Origin of the sequence: Paraburkholderia sp. J94, from assembly GCF_905220285.1 — a bacterium.
Taxonomy (GTDB): Bacteria; Pseudomonadota; Gammaproteobacteria; order Burkholderiales; family Burkholderiaceae; genus Paraburkholderia; species Paraburkholderia tropica_A.
The window spans coordinates 94,811-113,075 of record NZ_CAJMZH010000020.1; the positions used below are offsets into that span (position 1 = coordinate 94,811).

17 protein-coding genes are annotated in these 18,265 nt (G+C 65.8%); 10 read left to right on the plus strand and 7 right to left on the minus strand.

What is annotated here, in order from left to right; translation table 11 throughout:
* Nucleotides 1-5: 5 nt before the first annotated feature.
* The 3 genes from U4Y88_RS32865 to U4Y88_RS32875 all read right to left on the minus strand — a co-directional run bounded on the left by U4Y88_RS32865 (nucleotide 6) and on the right by U4Y88_RS32875 (nucleotide 3,240).
* A complete protein-coding gene (locus U4Y88_RS32865; protein WP_310631148.1) occupies nucleotides 6-1,607 on the minus strand; it encodes a phospholipase D family protein in 1,602 nt (533 codons plus the stop codon).
* Nucleotides 1,608-1,777: 170 nt separating this feature from the next.
* Complete coding sequence (locus U4Y88_RS32870) at nucleotides 1,778-2,122, minus strand: hypothetical protein (protein ID WP_321789028.1); 345 nt, start codon at nucleotides 2,120-2,122, stop codon at nucleotides 1,778-1,780.
* Nucleotides 2,123-2,379: 257 nt separating this feature from the next.
* Nucleotides 2,380-3,240 (minus strand): LysR family transcriptional regulator, encoded by an 861-nt coding sequence (locus tag U4Y88_RS32875; protein ID WP_224014793.1) that lies wholly within the window; start codon nucleotides 3,238-3,240, stop codon nucleotides 2,380-2,382.
* A 131-nt stretch (nucleotides 3,241-3,371) separates the two neighbouring features.
* Between U4Y88_RS32875 and U4Y88_RS32880 the strand changes: the two genes are divergently transcribed.
* On the plus strand, nucleotides 3,372-5,009 hold the full coding sequence (locus U4Y88_RS32880; RefSeq protein WP_321789030.1) for a gamma-glutamyltransferase family protein: 1,638 nt from the start codon (nucleotides 3,372-3,374) through the stop codon (nucleotides 5,007-5,009).
* Between the two features lie 123 nt (nucleotides 5,010-5,132).
* On the plus strand, nucleotides 5,133-5,378 hold the full coding sequence (locus tag U4Y88_RS32885; RefSeq protein ID WP_224014789.1) for a hypothetical protein: 246 nt from the start codon (nucleotides 5,133-5,135) through the stop codon (nucleotides 5,376-5,378).
* 110 nt (nucleotides 5,379-5,488) lie between these two features.
* Here U4Y88_RS32885 and U4Y88_RS32890 read toward each other — a convergent pair whose 3' ends face one another.
* Nucleotides 5,489-6,469, minus strand: a complete 981-nt coding sequence (locus U4Y88_RS32890; protein WP_321789032.1) for a D-2-hydroxyacid dehydrogenase — start codon at nucleotides 6,467-6,469, stop codon at nucleotides 5,489-5,491.
* Between the two features lie 303 nt (nucleotides 6,470-6,772).
* Between U4Y88_RS32890 and U4Y88_RS32895 the strand changes: the two genes are divergently transcribed.
* From U4Y88_RS32895 to U4Y88_RS32910, 4 genes are all read left to right on the plus strand, one after another.
* Nucleotides 6,773-7,963 (plus strand): CoA transferase, encoded by a 1,191-nt coding sequence (locus U4Y88_RS32895; RefSeq protein ID WP_321789033.1) that lies wholly within the window; start codon nucleotides 6,773-6,775, stop codon nucleotides 7,961-7,963.
* Nucleotides 7,964-7,978: 15 nt separating this feature from the next.
* Entirely contained in the window at nucleotides 7,979-8,908 is a 930-nt protein-coding gene (locus tag U4Y88_RS32900) for a hydroxymethylglutaryl-CoA lyase (protein ID WP_310631143.1), read from the plus strand.
* A gap of 31 nt (nucleotides 8,909-8,939) precedes the next feature.
* Nucleotides 8,940-9,323 (plus strand): VOC family protein, encoded by a 384-nt coding sequence (locus tag U4Y88_RS32905; protein ID WP_224014781.1) that lies wholly within the window; start codon nucleotides 8,940-8,942, stop codon nucleotides 9,321-9,323.
* Between the two features lie 351 nt (nucleotides 9,324-9,674).
* Nucleotides 9,675-10,583: a LysR substrate-binding domain-containing protein gene (locus U4Y88_RS32910; protein WP_224014779.1), complete on the plus strand. Its 909-nt coding sequence runs from the start codon at nucleotides 9,675-9,677 to the stop codon at nucleotides 10,581-10,583.
* 102 nt (nucleotides 10,584-10,685) lie between these two features.
* Here the strand turns inward: U4Y88_RS32910 and U4Y88_RS32915 are convergent, their stop codons facing one another.
* Nucleotides 10,686-12,137 carry an MFS transporter gene (locus U4Y88_RS32915; protein ID WP_321789035.1) on the minus strand — a complete coding sequence of 484 codons (1,452 nt, stop codon included), beginning with the start codon at nucleotides 12,135-12,137 and terminating at the stop codon, nucleotides 10,686-10,688.
* An 87-nt stretch (nucleotides 12,138-12,224) separates the two neighbouring features.
* A complete protein-coding gene (locus U4Y88_RS32920) occupies nucleotides 12,225-12,470 on the minus strand; it encodes a hypothetical protein (protein ID WP_321789037.1) in 246 nt (81 codons plus the stop codon).
* A gap of 133 nt (nucleotides 12,471-12,603) precedes the next feature.
* Between U4Y88_RS32920 and U4Y88_RS32925 the strand changes: the two genes are divergently transcribed.
* Nucleotides 12,604-13,131, plus strand: a complete 528-nt coding sequence (locus tag U4Y88_RS32925) for a hypothetical protein (RefSeq protein ID WP_321789039.1) — start codon at nucleotides 12,604-12,606, stop codon at nucleotides 13,129-13,131.
* A 38-nt stretch (nucleotides 13,132-13,169) separates the two neighbouring features.
* On the opposite strand, the gene U4Y88_RS32930 is transcribed toward U4Y88_RS32925, so the two are convergent.
* Nucleotides 13,170-15,071, minus strand: coding sequence for a trypsin-like peptidase domain-containing protein (locus U4Y88_RS32930; RefSeq protein ID WP_321789041.1), 1,902 nt, complete (start codon nucleotides 15,069-15,071; stop codon nucleotides 13,170-13,172).
* A gap of 416 nt (nucleotides 15,072-15,487) precedes the next feature.
* On the opposite strand from U4Y88_RS32930, the gene U4Y88_RS32935 reads away from it, so the two are divergent.
* From U4Y88_RS32935 to U4Y88_RS32945, 3 genes are all read left to right on the plus strand, one after another.
* On the plus strand, nucleotides 15,488-15,676 hold the full coding sequence (locus tag U4Y88_RS32935; RefSeq protein ID WP_224014769.1) for a hypothetical protein: 189 nt from the start codon (nucleotides 15,488-15,490) through the stop codon (nucleotides 15,674-15,676).
* 481 nt (nucleotides 15,677-16,157) lie between these two features.
* A complete protein-coding gene (locus U4Y88_RS32940) occupies nucleotides 16,158-17,075 on the plus strand; it encodes an AraC family transcriptional regulator (RefSeq protein WP_321789108.1) in 918 nt (305 codons plus the stop codon).
* A 116-nt stretch (nucleotides 17,076-17,191) separates the two neighbouring features.
* Nucleotides 17,192-18,250 carry a sugar ABC transporter substrate-binding protein gene (locus tag U4Y88_RS32945; protein WP_224014767.1) on the plus strand — a complete coding sequence of 353 codons (1,059 nt, stop codon included), beginning with the start codon at nucleotides 17,192-17,194 and terminating at the stop codon, nucleotides 18,248-18,250.
* Nucleotides 18,251-18,265 lie beyond the last annotated feature (15 nt).

Here is an 18,265-nt window from a genome sequence, read left to right on the forward strand (position 1 = left end):
GGCTTTTACAGCAGCCACTCGATCGGCAGAATCGAAAAGAACCACACGGCGAGGCGCGTGCTCCAGCGCGAATTCGGTTCGGCGTCGTAGCGGATCGTGCTGTCGCCATTGCGGCGAATCCAGTAGAGCGAGCCGTTCGGCGCGAGCTTCACTTCGTAGGCCAGTTGTGGAATGCGCGTCGAAAACGCGCTTTCGATCTGACTCGCGAGTTTAGGGCTTTCGATCACGAGGCCGAGTTCGGTGTTGAGATTCGCGGAGCGCGGATCGAAATTGAGCGAGCCGACGAACACGCGCTGCGCATCCACGGCGAAGGTCTTCGCATGCAGGCTCGAACCGGAACTGCCGAACATGCCGGGCGCCTGTTCCTTCGCAGGGTTGACACCCGCTGCGCGCCGCAATTCCCACAGTTCGACGCCGCTTTCGAGCAGCGCCTTGCGCCGACGCGCGTAGCCGCCGTGCACCGGCACGACGTCGGTGGCTTCGAGTGAGTTCGTGAGCACGCGCACGGTCACGCCGCGTTGCGCGAGTTCGGCGAAGTAACGCGTGCCGTCCTCGGCGGGCACGAAATACGGCGAAATCAGGTCGAGTTCGCGTTGCGGCTCGCCGAGAATGTCCTTGAGTTGACTGAGGATGAGCGACGCTTGCGGCGCCTTGCCGAGCGCTTTCGCGGGGTCGTCGCTGACAAGCCGGGTGGGCGCCCATTCGAAATCGAGCGTGCCGTCGAGCAGACGGCGCACGTCGGTTTTCGCTTCGAGCGAGTCGATATAGGCGCGGGCCGCGGGATTGTCCCGCACCGCGCGCGCGGCGCGATCGAGCGCGTCGAGTTGATTCGCAGGCGCGGCGGGCAGGATGTCCTTCACGGGCCACGACGAGGCGCTCGACCAGTAACGGTCGAAGTCGTGTGCAACGTCGCTGGCGGCGGGGCCGATGGCGAGCACGTCGAGATCGGCGAACACCACGCCATCGGTCGCGCCGAAATACTCGTCGCCGATATTGCGTCCACCGAGTATCGTCGCCACGCCGTCGGCGGTCAGCGACTTGTTGTGCATGCGCCGGTTCAGACGCGAAAAATCAGTCAGGAATCCGATGAATTTAGGATTGCGCGTCACGAAGGGATTGAACAGACGCACTTCGATATTCGGATGCGCGTCGAGTGCTGCGAGCGTGTTGTCGAGCGACGAGGGTATGCCGTTGTCGTCGAGCAGCAGACGCACGCGCACGCCCCGGTCGGCCGCTTCGCGCAACTCTTCGAGCAGCAGCGTGCCGGTGAGATCGTCGCGCCAGATGTAGTACTGCACGTCGAGCGTGCGCTGCGCCGTGCGCACGAGATCGACGCGCGACGCGAAGGCTTGCAGCGGTTGCGTCAGCGGATCGATGCCGCTCAGGTCGGGATGAGTCGCGCGTGCGGCGTCGATGGCCTGGCCGAGCGGCGTGGCGCTCGCTTGCGCGGACGTGAGCGTCGTCGACTGCGTGCGCGGGCCGGGCGCGGGCAATTGCTGGCATGCCGTGAAGGTCGTCGCGCAGAGCAGGGCGCACAACCCGGCGATGGCCGCGCGATAACGCGTTCGAACAGCGGTCACAACCGGGGTGAAGGGCAAGCTGGGCATGGACGGTCCGCGCGAGAATTGACGCTAGCTTACGCGATTGCCTGGACGCGCTCCACGCGGGCGTCCGGCGCACGTTTGACGGGCGTTCGACGGACGAAAGACAACGCACACAAGCCGCGCCCGCGCAAAGGCGGTTGCAGCTCGTAGTGGCGAGTGTTGCCGACCGGGCGTTATTGCGTGTTGAGGGAAACGGGCGCCGCGCCATTCGGCGCATTCGATGTATTGAGCGCGTCTTGCGCGCGTGCGCGAGACTCCTGCGCGGCTTGATTGCGTTCGCCGCGCGCCTGCTTCACTTCGCTCTTGTACGCCTTCTTCGCGTCGGCGTTCTTCGCGCGCTGTTCGCGATTCGCGTCGCGAATCTCCATGCGCTTCTGGACGATCGGGTCGTTGTGGGTGGCGGCTGCCTGTGCTTGTTCGGGATTGGCCGGCGCGGGCTGTTGCGCCATGACCGAACCGGCGATCATGGCGCCGACCACGGCCAGCACGACGGCGGTCGTTGCGATTCTGGATTTCATTATTGACTCTCCGATTTATGATGCGGATGACTAACTATCGGCAATGGATCGGTAAATCCAGCCGAATTAATAACGGCACGACGTATCGGTAAATGCGTGTGCGCGCTTGATGACATCGACTTTCATTTTACTTTCAGTGCGCCGCGCGTCAAGCCGATTGGCGTGAATACGCCAGGCGTATGCTTCTATTCATCGAAGCGAAAAGCCCTTAAAACAGGGCGCCATAGACATAGTGTCGCGATTCGAATCGCCGTCGATTAACGCAGCATCGTCGCGAGCGTATTGAACAGCAGCGTGCGCTTATTCGACTTCCGGTGAATCATGCCGACGGTGCGCATGAACGGCGGATTGCAGAGCGGAATCAGCCGCAGATGCGGATCGTCGTGCCAGTGGCCGTTGTGCAGCACGGGCAGCACGCTCACGCCCACGTCGTTGCGCACGAGAGAAACAATGGTCTCGATCGAATTGAGTTCGAGATATTCGTTCGGCTTGATGCCGAGCGTGCGCATCGCGTTGTCGATTACGGCGCCCGTCGGCACGAGGCGATCGAAACGCAGAAAGCCGCGTTCGCGCAAGATGCGCCGCGCGTGATTGCCTGTCGTCGCGGCGCTCGTCACGAGCATCAGCGGTTCTTCGTAGAGCGGCGTCCAGGCGAGCGAGTCGTGCAGCGCACCGTCGATATTGCCGACCACCACCGCGAGATCGACTTCGCCCGCTTCGACCATCTGCGCGAGTTCGGTCGAACGCGCGGAAGTCAGACGGACTTCGAGTTCGGGATGTTCGGTCTTGAGATGCGCGACGGCCAGCGAGAGCGCGCCGATCACCGAGACCACGGCACCGACGATCACCGAGCCGCGTATCGCATCGTCGGCGCCGGCCGGCAGTTCGTCGACGAGTTCGAGTATGCGCTCGACCTTCGCGCAGATTTCGCGGCCTTCGCGCGTGAGCGCCACCTGGCGCGCGCGGCGGTCGAAAATCTGACGCCCGAGCGCTTCTTCGAGGCCGCGCATCTGCAAGCTCACGGCGGCCTGGGTCAGCGCGGTCTTTTCGGCGGCGGTGGCGAACGAGCCGCTGCGCGCGACAGCCTGCAAGGTGCGCAACATGCGTAGCGTGAGCATGAAAGAAAAATTTAAGTGTCGACAACGAAATATTAATATTATTTTGTGCGCACCTTCAAGATAATCGGCATATCGGCTCGTGCGCCCCGTGCGGCCCGGCCACGCTTCTCCTCACCGGAATCGATACTTTCATGACGCGCTTTAACTGGCAGAACCCGTATCCGACACCGCGCCTGCCGGTGTTCGCCCGCAATATCGTTTCGACTTCGCACCCGCTGGCCGCGCAGGCCGGGCTGCGCATGCTCTGGAAGGGCGGCAACGCCGTGGATGCCGCGATCGCGGCGGCGGCGGCCATCACCGTGGTCGAGCCGGTCTCGTGCGGCCTCGGCGGCGACGCGTTCGCGCTGATCTGGGACGGCGCGAAACTGCACGGCCTCAATGCGTCGGGTACGGCGCCGGCCGCCTGGAGCGTCGACTATTTCCGCCGCAAGCACGGCGAGGAACACGGTCTCGCGAAGCAACCCAAGCGCGGCTGGGACACCGTGACGGTGCCGGGCGTGATCGCGGGCTGGGAGGCGCTGCACGCGAAGTTCGGTTCGCTGCCGTTCGCCGACCTGATGGCGCCCGCCATCGAGATCGCCGAGCGCGGCTATGCGGTGGCGTCGATCGTCGCGCGCAAATGGCAGGCGGCGATTCCCGAGTTGCGCGATCAGCCCGGTTTCGCCGAGACCTTCATGCCGCGTGGACGCGCGCCCGAAGTGGGCGAGCATGTGCGCCTGCCGGGCCACGCCGCCACGTTGCGGCGGCTCGCGGAGCAAGGTCCGCGCGCGTATTACGAGGGCGATATCGCCGAACGCATCGCAGCGTTCGCGCGCGAAGGCGGCGCGGCGCTCGCGCTCGACGACCTGCGCAACTATCGCGCGCAATGGGTCGAGCCGATTTCGAAAACGTATCGCGGCTACAAGGTCCACGAGATTCCGCCGAACGGGCAGGGCATCGCCGCGCTGATCGCGCTCGGCATTCTGGAGCAGTTCGACGTGGCGTCGCTGCCCTGCGATGGCATCGAGTCGCAACATCTGCAGATCGAAGCGATGAAGCTCGCGTTCGCCGACGTGTACCGCTATGTGTCCGATCCGCGCTCGATGGACGTGACGCCCGAGCAGATGCTCGACGACGCGTATCTCAAGTCGCGCGCGAAACTAATCGACCCGGCGCGCGCGACGCATTTCGACTTCGGCATGCCGCGTTCGGGCGGCACGATCTATCTCTCGGCCGCCGACGAACGCGGCATGATGGTGAGCTTTATCCAGTCGAATTACATGGGCTTCGGCTCCGGCGTCGTGGTGCCCGGCACTGGCATCGCGATGCAGAATCGCGGCTGCGGTTTTTCGATGGACCCGGTTTCGCCGAATGTGGTCGAAGGCGGCAAGCGGCCGTTCCACACCATCATTCCGGCCTTCCTCACGCAAGAGGTGGCGGGCCGCGACGAGGCGGTCATGAGCTTCGGCGTGATGGGCGGCGACATGCAGCCGCAAGGCCATTTGCAGACCGTCGTGCGCATGCTCGACTATGGCCAGCAGCCGCAAGCCGCGTGCGATGCGCCGCGCTGGAAGGTCAATCGCGATTTCACGCTCGATATCGAATCGACCTTCGATTCGCAGACGGCGCAGGCCTTGCAGGCGCGCGGCCATCGCATTCAGGGCATCGACGATCCGTATATGGATTTCGGCTCGGGCCAGTTCATCTGGAAACTCGATCGCGAGAATCCCGATCACGGCTATGTCGCCGCGAGCGATACGCGGCGCGACGGGCTCGCAGCGGGTTTTTAGTTTTTGTTCCAGATGCTGAGCCGATCGCCTGCTTCACTGAAAGGGCTGCACAGCAGTGCTATATTCAGACACCCGCTGCAACGCAGCGATCATGCTTACGTTTTGTCAGGTGTCGGAGAGAAAATGGCGATCGAATACCGTGGCTTTCAAATCGTGGTCGATACGAAAGCGGACGCGACGGACACGCAATGGCTGTGCCGCGCGGAAATTACTGGCGTCGAAGGTCACGCGCGCGACGCCGTGCTGCCTGTCGTCGAACTGGCGCTGCCCAAGCTGAAGATCGACGTGCTGATGGGTGTCAGCATGGTCGAGCACAAGGCGCGCCAATCCGTCGACGAATGGCATATCGAGCATCCGACGCCGGTTTGAGCACGGAGCAAATCGCGCCGGGTTTCAAACCTGGCGATCAGTGAAAAAGGCCCGCAAGGGCCTTTTGCTTTTTGGGCCGCCGATATTCCTCGTTTTACGGCTTTACGGCTTCACGTCTTCGACACGACATGGCGCTGCTCGCCCGCATGAAACGCGGCGATATTGCCGATCAACTGATCGGCGAGCGCCTGCACGGCTTCGTCGCTCGCCCAGGCCACGTGCGGCGTGAGGATAAAGCGCGGATGCCCGAGGATCGCCTGGAACGGATGCGCGGCGGGCAGCGGCTCCGTGGAGACGACGTCGAAGCCCGCGCCGGAAATCGCGCCGCTTTGCAGCGCTTCCACGAGCGCGGCTTCATCGACGAGACCGCCGCGCGCCGTATTGATGAGCAACGGGCGGCGCGTCATGCGCGCGAACGCACGCGCGTCGATCAGATGACGCGTGGCGGGCGTGAGCGGGCAATGCAGCGAAACGATGTCGCTTTGCGCGAGCAGATCGTCGAAGGGCACGTGATCGTCGGATACGGGCGCGCGCTCGCCGTGGGCGGCGAACAGCACGCGCAAGCCCAGTGCCCGGCCCACGGCCGCCACCGCCTGGCCGAGCGCGCCCGCGCCGACGATGCCGAGCGTCGACCCTGCAAGGTCGCGGATCGGGAAATCGAAGAAACAGAACTGACCCGAGTCGAGCCAGCGCCCGGCGCGCACGGCGTCGCGATACGCGACGAGGCTGCGGCGCAGCGCGAAGATCAGCGCGAACGCGTGTTCCGGCACGGTGTGGACCGCGTAGTCGCGGATATTGCTGACCACGATGCCGCGCGCGGCGCATGCGCGCAGATCGACGTTGTCGGTGCCCGTGGCGGCGATGGCGATCATGCGCACCGAGGGCGCTTCGGCCAGCGCCTCGGCGCTGATCGGCGTCTTGTTGGTGATGACGATGTCGGCGTCGCGGATGCGGGCGGCGACGTCCTGGGCAGCCGTGCGCTCGAAGCAGTGCAGCGTGTGAGCGAACGGCAAGGCGCGCAGGACGGTTTGCGGCGAGAGCGTCGCGCGGTCGAGAAAGACGATGCGGATGGGCGGGGTCGGATTGGACATGAGCAGGGGCGAAATTTTCTTTCGGATCGGAAACACGTGAACGAGGCGCGGCGGTCGTTTTTTTCGTATCGGAAACGCTTGGCATTGTCGGGCCGCGCCGCGTGCGCCGGTTTGCCGTTTGCGCCTGCTTCCTTTCCCGTTCGGAAAATCGCGTGCCGATCCGGGCGGAGGCATTCGCGCGCGGCGGACCTTACGCGCTCGCAGGCTTTCCATTTCGTCAAGCGGCGTTGAGCAACCGTCGATTATCAAAGCGGCACGTCGCGCGCATCATGACGTCCAGAAACGACACACTCTGGAGACGTCATGTCACGACCCCTCACCGGTATTCGCGTGCTCGAACTCGGGCAACTGATCGCGGGTCCGTTCGCCGGCAAGATGCTCGCCGAATTCGGCGCGAGCGTGATCAAGGTGGAGCCGCCCGGCACCGGCGACCCGCTGCGCAAATGGCGTCTGCTGCACGAGGGCACGTCGGTCTGGTGGGCCGCGCAGTCGCGCAACAAGCAGTCGCTCACGCTCGATCTGCGTGCGCCCGAAGGTCAGGACGTGATCCGGCGTCTCGTCGCGGAGACCGATGTGCTGATCGAGAATTTCCGGCCCGGCACGCTCGAAGGCTGGGGGCTCGGCTGGGAAGCGCTCAGCGAGATCAATCCGGGACTCATCATGCTGCGCGTCTCGGGCTACGGTCAGACCGGCCCGTATCGCGACCGTCCGGGCTTCGGCGTGGTCGCGGAAGCGATGGGCGGCCTGCGTCATCTGAGCGGCGAGCCAGGGCGCACGCCGGTGCGTGTGGGGATTTCGATCGGCGATTCGCTGTCGGCGCTGCATGGCGTGATCGGCGTGCTGATGGCGCTGCGCCATCGCGAGCAGCAGGGCGGCAAGGGCCAGGTCGTGGACGTCGCGCTCTACGAGTCCGTGTTCAACATGATGGAGAGCCTGCTGCCCGAGTATTCGGTGTTCGGCGCGGTGCGCCAGCCGGCCGGCAGCAGCCTGCCCGGCATCGCGCCGAGCAATGCCTATCGCTGCAGCGACGGCAAGTACGCGCTGATCGCAGGCAACGGCGACAGCATTTTCCGCCGCCTGATGGAACTGATCGATCGCGCCGATCTGGGCAACGATCCGACGCTCGCACAGAACGATGGACGCGTGGCGCAGGTCGAGCGCATCGACGCGGCGATTGCGGCCTGGTGCGAGCGCCGTCCGCTCGATGCCGTGCTCGCGGCGCTCAACGAGGCGCGCATTCCGGCGGGCCGCATCTACGACGTGGCCGATATCGACGCCGATCCGCACTATCACGCACGCGAGATGATCGTCGAGGACCGCTTGCCCGACGGCACGCCGGTGCGCGTGCCGGGCGTGGTGCCGAAGCTGAACGCGACGCCGGGCACCATCGAACACAGCGCGCCGGAACTCGGCGAACATACCGACGCGGTGCTGGCGTCCATCGGCGTGGACGCGGCGACGCGCGACGCCTGGCGCGCGCGCGGCGTGATCTGAACGGAGACGCGTACCATGACGCAGCCTACCCAACGCCTCTTGCTGAACGAAGTCGCCACGCGCGATGGCTTCCAGAACGAGGCGGTTTTCATCGACACCGACGACAAGATCGCGCTGATCGACCAACTGAGCGCGTGCGGCTACGCGAAGATCGAAGTGACCTCGTTCACCTCGCCGAAAGCGATTCCCGCGCTGCGCGACGCCGAGGCCGTGATGCACGGCATCGCGCGCGTGCCGGGCGTCGTCTATACGGTGCTCGTGCCCAATGTGCGCGGCGCGGAACGCGCGTTGTCGTGCAAGGTCGACGAGGTGAATCTCGTGATGTCGGTGAGCGAGAGCCATAATCGCGCGAATCTGCGCATGTCCCGCGAGGAATCGTTCGGACAGCTACGCGATGTGATCGGCGCCGTGCGCGGCTCGGGCGTGGCGATCAACGTGTCCTTGTCGACGGCGATGGGCTGCCCGATGGAAGGCGACGTGCCGGTGGAGACCGTGCTCGGCTGGATCGACCGTTTCGCCGGGCTGGGCGTGAACGGCGTGACGCTCTGCGATACGACCGGCATGGCGCATCCCGCGCAGGTGCGCGACCTGTGCGCGCGCGCGGGCGCGGCGTTCGCGCCGCTCGAACTCACGCTGCATTTTCACAATACGCGCGGCATGGCGCTCGCCAATACGCTCGCGGCGCTCGATGCCGGTATCGTGCGTTTCGACGCTTCGCTCGGCGGGCTCGGCGGCTGTCCGTATGCGCCGGGCGCGACCGGCAATGTGTGCACCGAGGAGCTCGTTCACATGCTCGAACTGGACGGCTACGATACCGGCGTGAATCTCGCGGCGGTGCTCGATGCTGCCGCGCGTCTGCCCGCGCTCATCGGCCACGACGTGCCGAGCCAGATCCTCAAGGCAGGGCGGCGGCTCGATCTGCATCCGATGCCAGCCTGCGCCTGAACGCCACTGAAATTAATCGAAGGAGTGAAACATGGCTTTGATCGATCACCTCGACCATCTGGTGCTGACCTGCGTGGACCCCGAGGCGACCCGCCACTTCTATACCGAAGTGCTGCAGATGCAGCTCGAAACGTTCGGCGCGGGGCGTCTCGCGTTTCGCTTCGGCAATCAGAAGATCAATCTGCACGTGCGCGGCGCGGAGTTCGAGCCGAAGGCGCATGTGCCGGTGCCGGGCGCGCTCGATCTGTGCTTTATCGCCGCCGTGCCGCTGGACGCGGTGATCGCGCATCTGAAGCAGGTCGAATGGCCGATCGTGGAAGGGCCGGTCGAGCGCACGGGCGCGACGCAGAAGATCCGCTCGGTCTATGTGCGTGACCCCGATCTGAACCTGATCGAGATCTCCGAACTGATCTGATGTGATCTGATTTGCGCCGCTGTCGTTTTCTGCTGTCGTTTGCCGCTGCGTGCGGCGTTTCCGATCGGAAAACCGCCGTGTTTCCGATCGGAGAAAAAGTTTTCCCGTTTTCCTGCTTTCCCATCTTCGCCACGGCGTCGGGGGGCGCCGACGTCGCGGCGATTGCGCGGGCTTCGTGCCCGTGAGCGGGCGCGCCAGAACGGCGCGTCCGCGCCTTCCTGCCTGCTTGTCCGGCACACGCGGCCCAGTTCTCCAGCGCTCCTGCGCCTCGCCTGCATCACCCGCCACTTTCCCCGCCGCCGCCAATGCAGCACAATCGCTTCTGCATCGGCACTTCTTCAGCCTTTCCTTATGGTCAATCCGCTTCATTTCGATCTGCAGTCGCTGCGGGTCTTTCTGCTCGTGGCCGAGCACGGCAGTCTCACCAAGGCCGCGGAAAACGGGCAGCTCACGCTGTCCGCGGTGAGCAAGCGCATCGCGGAACTCGAAAGCGTCACCGACTGCGCGCTGTTCATCCGGCGCGCGCGCGGCGTCGAACTCACGCCTGCCGGCGTGGCCTTGCTCGATCATGCGAACCGCGTCGTCGATCAGGTCAACCGCATGGCGAGCGAGATGGGCGATTACGCGGCGGGCGTGCGCGGCCACGTGCGCATGTGGGCCAATACCTCGGCGATCGTGCAATTTCTGCCCGTCGATCTCGCGGGTTTTCTCAACGCGCATCCGCGCATCAAGGTGTCGCTCGAAGAACGGTTGAGTCACGAGATCGTCGCGGCGCTGGGCGCGGGCAAGGCCGATCTGGGCGTGTTCGCGGACAACGTGCCCGCGCCGGGGATCGAGCGGCGGCTGTATCGGCGTGACGAACTCGTGCTGCTCGTGCCGCAGGGGCATCCGTTTGCGCAGCGCGAGATCATTCGCTTCGCGGAAACGCTCGACGAAGATTACGTGGGCCTCAGCGACGGCAGTTCGCTGCTCGCACGCATGACGGATGCCGCGTTCGGCGCCGAGCGCTCGCTCAAGCTGCGGATTCAGGCGTCGAATTTCGATGGCGTGTGCCGCATGATCGAGGCCGGACTCGGCATCGGTATCTTGCCGCGCGATTCGGTGAGCGACGCGCGCGGCAAGATCGGCGTGACGAAAGTGAAGCTCGCGGACGCGTGGGCCACGCGCACGCTGTGGGTCGGCGTGAAGGCGGGCGAGGCGCCCAGCTCCGATGTCGCGAGCCTGTTCGATTACATGTCGGCGCGTAACGGCGAAGAGTGAACGCTGGCCTGGAAAACGACGCGGGCCGCGTGCGCGCAATGCGCGGCACGCGGCCCGGCGGGAACGGCTGGCGCGATTCAAGTCGCGCCTTGACTCGCGTACTTAAACCGGATTGATTTCATCCTGGCTGCGTCGCGTCGTGAGCGGCCCGAGCGCGCGCAGCGTGATGGCGACAATCGCGAGCGCCGCCGAAATCACGCCGAACATCGCCAGCGGACCATGCTGATTGAGCACGGGCAGCAGGATGAACGGCAGCGCGCTGCTGACGATGCGCGAGAGCGAATAGGTGCTGCCAATCGCCGTCGAACGCACGCTGGCCGGAAAGATTTCCGCCTGATAAACGTGATACGCGTTGCTGAAGACATTGGACGCGCAAGTCGTCAGGAATCCAAAGCAGACGATTAGCGCGATGCTGTTCGAGTAGGCGAAACCGAGGCCGAACAGCGCGACCGAGATCAGCGAGGCGATCACCAGCGTGCGCCGCTCGATCCAGTTGAGCAGCGGCACGGAGAGCAGCGAGCCGATCGGATAGCCGAGAAACGAGAGCGCGACGAACAGCGTGCTGCCCGTGACGTCGAAGCCACGGCTTTTCACCACCACACCGGCAAGCGTGCCGAAGCCGTAATAGCCGAACGCCTGGAACAGGTGAAAGACGGTCAGCATGAAATAACGCTTGCCATAGGGCGCGCGGCGCAGCAGGGCGAGGCGTTCGCCGAGCGTGAGCGGATGCTTGCGCTCGCCGCTTTCCACGAACGCGGCGGGCAGCGCGACGCCCGCGCTATCGGCGAAACGGCCCAGCGTGGTGCGCGCTTCGTCGGCGCGTCCTTGCGCGAGCAGCCAGCGCGGGCTTTCGGGCAGACGATGCTTGATGGCCAGCACGAACACCGCGCCCAGGCTGCCGATCGCCAGAATCACACGCCAGCCCGCCACGCCGCCCACGTGCAGCGGATTGAGCCACACGGCGAGAAAACCCACCAGCGGCACCGCGATATACGAAGTGGTGTAGGCCCATGCGGCGAGGCGTCCGCGCCGGTCTTTCGGCAGGATCTCGGAGAGATAGCTGTCGGCGACCGGGTAGATCGCGCCGACGCCCACGCCCGTGAGAAAGCGGCAGATCACCAGCATGCCCGCGTTGACTGAGAACGCGGCGAGCAGCGAAAACGCGCTGTACCAGACCAGCGTGAGCAGAAAGGCGCGGCGTCGGCCGATGCGATCCGCGAGACTGCCCAGACACAGCGAGCCGAAGAACATGCCGATGAACGCCGAGGCCAGCAACAGCTTGAAGCCCGTGCTGTGTCCGTCGAGCCCGTATTCGTTTTGCAGCGCCGAGCCGATCGAACTGACGAGGAAGATCTCGTACATGTCGAAGAACAGGCCGATGCCGACGACCCACACCACGAAGCGATGCAGCGCGCCGACCGGCATCTCGTCCATGAAGCCGCCTAGCGTGACGCCTTGCGCGGCGCGTGCGGCCCGCTCGCGCGCGGCGGCGGGCAGGCCGGTGTCGGCATCGCGCGCCGCGCGGCCGCCCAGATCCATCGGTTGGCTGTTCATCGTGTCTCCTGGTATAGGTATGCCGCGCGGTCCGCGCGTTGATGCCTAGTTTGGGAGAATTCGGCCAGCGCGAAAATTGCGCATGCCTCAAGCAGGCTTTCCCGACGAGAAAGGCTGCGCGCCCGCGCGGCGGTGCGGGTTTCCGATGCGAAACGTCTGCTTCGGCTCGATTGAGCGCCCGGCATCACGCGTTTCTGATTGGAAACGTTTGACGCCGAACGGCAACGACCGCGCCTTCGTCACGCTCGCCGCGGCCCGAATCGTTACGTAACGCGCGATGCGCAATGGATATTTCCCTGCCTGGATCGGCGATTTGGCCCGCTTCAACGCCATTTCTGCGCGAATCCGCGTGTTTAGCCGCGCTTTGGCATCGATGTTGCGAAGGCACACGCATCATCAACGGCAGACTCGATTGGGGAGAGCGATCGTGCGAGGCATGTCACAGCAAGCGGTTCGAACGGATTTCATGGCCGATCCGTGCGTCGACCGGTACGTCGGTCCACAGCCTGTCAGGGCGAAGCGCATCGGCTTCGTGCTGTTCAAGGGCTTTGCGCTGCCGGACGTGGCGGCGATCATCGAGATCTACGATGCGGCCACCGCGCTCGCACAGCTTCAATCCGGCGACGACGAGGCAGCGGGTTTCGAACTCGTGTCGCTCTCGGTGACGGGCGGGCCGGTCGAGAGCGCGTCGTCGGTGGTGATCCTGACCGAGAGCGTCGAGCGCACGCGCAATGCGGGCGCGTTTCACACGCTGTTCGTCGCGGGCGGCGCGGGCACGGCCGACGCGGCGCGCGACATGCGCCTCGTCCAGTGGCTCGCCGACGAGGGGCAGCGCTGTGAAGCGGTCGTGGCGCTCGCCGAGGGGCGTCTGTTGATGGCGGCGGCGGGGCTGTCGCTGCGCGACACGCGTGGCGGCGTCGGCGCGTTTAGCGGATTGGGTGGATCGGTTGGATCGCGAGGATCGGGTGGCATCGGCGGCACGCTCGCGTCCTGAGCGCGCCGCCGGATTTCAGCGCAACTGCAGCCGCAACCTCAGCGCAGCTTCACCGTCACGAAGCTGCGCGCGCTGTCGCGCTGAATCAGCACCGCGACGCTCTTGCCCGCCACGGCTTCGAGCGTGGCGGCTTGCTGCTGGGTCTCGACGAGCGTGTCGTCGAGCGACAGCACGATGTCGCCCGCCTGGATGCCCGCGTGCGCGGCCGGGCCGCTCGCGGCGTCGACCATCAGGCCGAGCGGCAGGTCGCTCGAACGCTTTTCGGCTTCGCTCAACGCGTGCGTGGTCAATCCCAGGCGGTCGGCGACGGCGCGTCCGCCGCTTTTCGCGCCCGTGCCGCTGCCATTCCCATTCGCGCTGCGGGCCGCACCGCCGGTCTCGCCGATAGGCGCCGCGTGCGTGACCGGCATCGCCACGGGTACGATGCTGGCGCCCGGTCCCGCGCTCGCGGCGTTGTCCGCACCGGCCTTCCTGACGGGATTCGCGGCCACGCTGTCCGTGAGCGCCGCGCCGCCTGCCAGGGTCGCCGCCGCGCCTGCGGCCGTGCCCGCCGCGGTACCCACGGCCGTGCCCGCTGCCGCGCCCGCGTTTTTGCCCGCGCTTGCGCCCAAATTGGCCGCCGCGCCTGCATCGCTGTCCGTATCGGTGTCGTCGGCGTCGTCGCTGTTGGCGTCGGCGGCTGCGTTCGCGAAGCTCGCCGTCATCGCGTGGCGGCCCCGGATCAGCCTGATCGACGTCGGCGTGGCGGGCGGCAGCGCAGCCAGTTGCCCGGCCAGCGCCGACGACTGCGGGACCGCCGCATTGCCGACCTTCACGATCACATCGCCCGCCTTCAGGCCCGCCGCCGCTGCCGCCGAGCCCGGCGCGACGCTGTCCACGAGCGCGCCGCCCGCGCGCGTCAGCCCGAGCGCCGCCGCGAGGCCGGGGCTCACATCCTCGACATGCATGCCGAACGTCGAAGACGTGCGCGGCTTGGCCGGCGCCGCGTCATCCACGGCATCGACCGCATCCGCCGCGTCGCCGTCCTTCGCGTTCGCCGCGCCCTTGGTCCCGCGCCCGGCCTGCGCCAGTTGCGCGCGGAACGAGTTGGCCGCCTCGATCGGAATCGCGAAGGTCAGGCTCGAGTAGCGCTCGCCGTCGCCGTACACCTGCACGGCGATGCCGATCACCTCGCCCGCGCGATTGAACAGCGGGCCGCCCGAGTTGTCGGGATTCACGGGCACTTCGGTCTGGAAGAACGGGAACGAGCGGCCGTCCGCGAGCGTGCGCGAGGTCGCGCTGACGATGCCGGTCGTCACCGTGTTCTGGAAGCTGTCGGGCGAGCCGATCGTCAGCACGGGTTCGCCGACGCGCACTTTCGACGAGTCGCCGAGCTTCACGAACGGCAGATCCTGCGCGTCGATCTGCAGGATGGCGACGTCGCTCTGCGTGTCGACGGCCACGACTTCGGCCTTGAACGCGCGGCGGTCGGTGAGATGCACGACGACGTCGCCGGCATTGTCGACGACGTGTGCGGTCGTGAGGATCAGGCCGTCCGGGCTGACGATGAAGCCGGAGCCCGCGCCCGTCATCACGCGCGGCGCGCCCGCCGGGCTCGTCTGGCCCGTCTGGTTCATCTGGGCGGACGACGTGCTGGCGCGCGTGCGCTGGTTGCGCCGGAAGAATGCGGAGAACGGATCGTCGCTGTCGATGGCTTCCTGCTCGGGCGGCGCGGTCTGATCGTCGGCGGCGCGCGCGCTCACGTGCACGACGGCGGGACCGTAGCGGTCGACAAAGGTGGCGAAGTCCGATGCGCTGCCCGATGCGGCAGCTGAACCGTCGTTGAGGGCGGCCGCCGGCGCGAGCGCCTGGGCCTGCGCGGCGTTGGCCTTCGCAACGGCCTTGCTCGCGGATTTTTTCGCGGACGCCGACGAGGTCGAGGATGACGATGCGGACTGCACCGTCGCGGACGACGCTGAAGGCGTAGCCGCATGAGCGCCGCCGCAACAGACGCCGGCACACGCCAGCGCGGCCGCGGCGGCGGAGCGCGCGGCACTCAAAGGAAACAGGCGTAGCACAAGACACCTCCCCGATGGTCGTCATGCTGGCGGGTGGACAGTGCGGCCCGGCGTTCGAGGGCGCGACGCATCATCCACGAAATCAGTGTAGACGCGGCGCGCGCGAAGTCGAGACCCATTTGTTTTCTAGCGCACCATCCGACACAAGCACTGGCACAACGGGGAAATCGGTACTGGCGAGGCGCGTGTGTGGTCTCGCTCGTGGTCTTGCTTGCGATCGGCTTGCGGACGCGACTGCGCGCTCGCGGGCTTTGTGGCACCATCCGGGCCCCATTCATCAACCGGAGATCGTAGTCCCCATGCTCAAGCGTGTCCTGTTTGCCGCCGCCCTGGTCGCCACGTCGGCGATCGCCATTCCTCAAGCTGCCAGCGCCCATCCGCGCATGGAATGCCACCGCGTGTGGATTCATGGCCATCCTGAGCGCCGTTGCCATCCGGTGCGTTGGCATCATCATCCGCGTGATCATCACCCGCATTACGGGTATTGATCGGCGATTGACCGACTGGCGCGCATAGCTCGCGCGCCCATCGAATCGCAGGGCGCACACGCCCGACGCCGGATCGGCGCCTTGCTCGCACACGCGGGCAGGCGCCGTTTTTTTTGTACTGCGTTTTTGCGCGGCGATCTCGCCGACCTGGATTATCCGCGGTCGGTCCGATCGGCCTGCGTGCCCCGCCGCACAGGCTGTTGCCCTGCACAAAAGTTGACTTTGCCGACGATACGGACTTACCCGAATGCAAAAAAGTATCAATCGGCGGTCTTATTTTCAGTGGTGAGACGCCGCCGATACGGTTACTTTTTCACTCATGGCAGCCGCCCTCGCGCGGACTGCGAGCCGCAAGAAAAAATCAAGAAAGGGCGCAGGAGGAAGACACATGCAAGCGCAGATGCAAGCGAGTCACCCGATCAAGGCGCACAAGGATGCGCGCGCAGCGGACGGCCGCCCCACGGATGGCCGTCCCACGCGCATGGATCAGCCGGATCTCGAACTGGTGGCCGTGCCGCGCGACGAGTCGTTCAAGGTCTGGTCGCACGGCTATCCGTACCGGACGGTGCGCTGGCATTTTCATCCCGAGTACGAGATCCACCTGATCACGTCGACCACGGGCAAGTACTTCGTCGGCGATTACATCGGCAATTTCGAGCCCGGCAATCTCGTGATGATGGGTGCGAACCTGCCGCATAACTGGGTGAGCAGCGTGGCGGGCGGCGAGCGTGTCGACGAACGTTGCCTCGTCCTGCAATTCGATGCGGACTTCATCGCGCGCACGATCGACGCCTTTCCCGAGTTCCGCCGCGTGGAGCCGCTGCTCGACGCGTCGCGCTGGGGCCTGCTGTTCACGCCCGAAACGGGCGCGGCCGCCGAGCCGATCATGCGCGAGATGCTGGGCGCGCAAGGGCTGCGGCGCATCGTGCTGTTCATCGAATTGTTCGAACTGCTCGCGCAAGGCGCGGAACCCGCGAAGCTCGCGAGCGCCGCCTATCGCGCGGACCCGACGCGCTATGCGGGCACGCGCATCAATCATGTGCTGGCCTTCATCGGCAAGAATCTTTCGCAGGAGTTGCGCGAGACGGAGCTGGCGGAACTGTCGGGGCAGAGCGTGAGCGCGTTCTCGCGTTACTTCCGGCGCCATACGGGCTTGCCGTTCGTGCAGTACGTGAACCGCTTGCGCATCGATCTTGCGTGCCAGTTGCTGTTGTCGGGAGAGCTAACGATTACCGATATCTGCTATCGCGTGGGCTTCAACAATCTCTCGAACTTCAACCGGCAATTTCTGCTGCTCAAGGAAATGCCGCCGTCGCGCTGGCGCGCATGGCATCGCGTGAACGCGGCCAGTGCGAATGAATCCGTCCACGTGACGACGAACGCGGCGGCGCTTGCCTGACGCGCGGCACGCATCCTGTCACGCCTGTTTGCAGGTGTTGTAGCGGCGGATTCGCCTCCGCCAACCCGGTCGCACCCAAAAAAAGTCCAACATTTTTCAAACAACGGAGACACCCGATGACCAAGCTTTCGAACTTCGCGGCCGGCGCCGCCATGCTGGGCCTCGCGCTGACCGTCGGCCAGGCGGCGCACGCCGCGCCGAGCGGCACGGTCGCGTTCCTGATGCCCGACCACGCGTCCACGCGCTACGAGCAGCACGATTTTCCGGGCTTCAAGGCCGAGATGGCCAAGCTCTGCCCGGACTGCAAGGTGCTGTACCAGAACGCCAACGCCGACGCTTCGCAACAGCAGCAACAGTTCAATTCGGTGATCGCGCAGGGTGCGAAGGTGATCGTGCTCGATCCGGTCGATTCGACGGCGGCGGCCTCGCTCGTGCACATGGCGCAGAGCCAGGGCATCAAGGTCATCGCCTACGACCGGCCGGTGCCCTCGACGCCCGCCGACTACTACGTGTCGTTCGACAACGAGGAGATCGGCAAGTCGATCGCGCAATCGCTCGTGCAGCATCTGAAGGCCAGCGGCGTGACGGCGGCCAAGGGCGGCGTGCTCGAAGTCAACGGCTCGCCGACCGACGCGGCGGCGGGGCTCATCAAGAAGGGCATTCACGAAGGGCTCGAAGGCAGCGGCTTCAAGACGCTCGCCGAATACGACACGCCCGAGTGGGCGCCGCCGAAGGCGCAGCAGTGGGTGAGCGGCCAGATCACGCGCTTCAGCACGCAGATCGTGGGCGTGGTGGCGGCCAACGACGGCACGGCGGGCGGCACCATCGCCGCGTTCAAGGCCGCCGGCGTGAATCCCGTGCCGCCCGTGACCGGCAACGACGCGACGCTCGCGGGCTTGCAGCTGATCATCGCGGGCGACCAGTACAACACGATTCTCAAGCCCAGCGAAATCGTGGCGGGCGCGGCGGCGAAGGTGGCCGTGGGCTTCCTCTCGGGCCAGGCGCCGAAGGGCGAAACGACGCTCTACAAGACGCCGACGCAACTGTTCAAGCCTGCGGTGATCACGGCGCAGAACCTCAAGGCGGAAGTCGTCGACAAGGGTTTCGCGAGCGGCAAGGATCTGTGCACGGGCCGTTACGCGGACGGTTGCAAGAAACTCGGCATTGCTAACTGATGGTTCGATAAACAC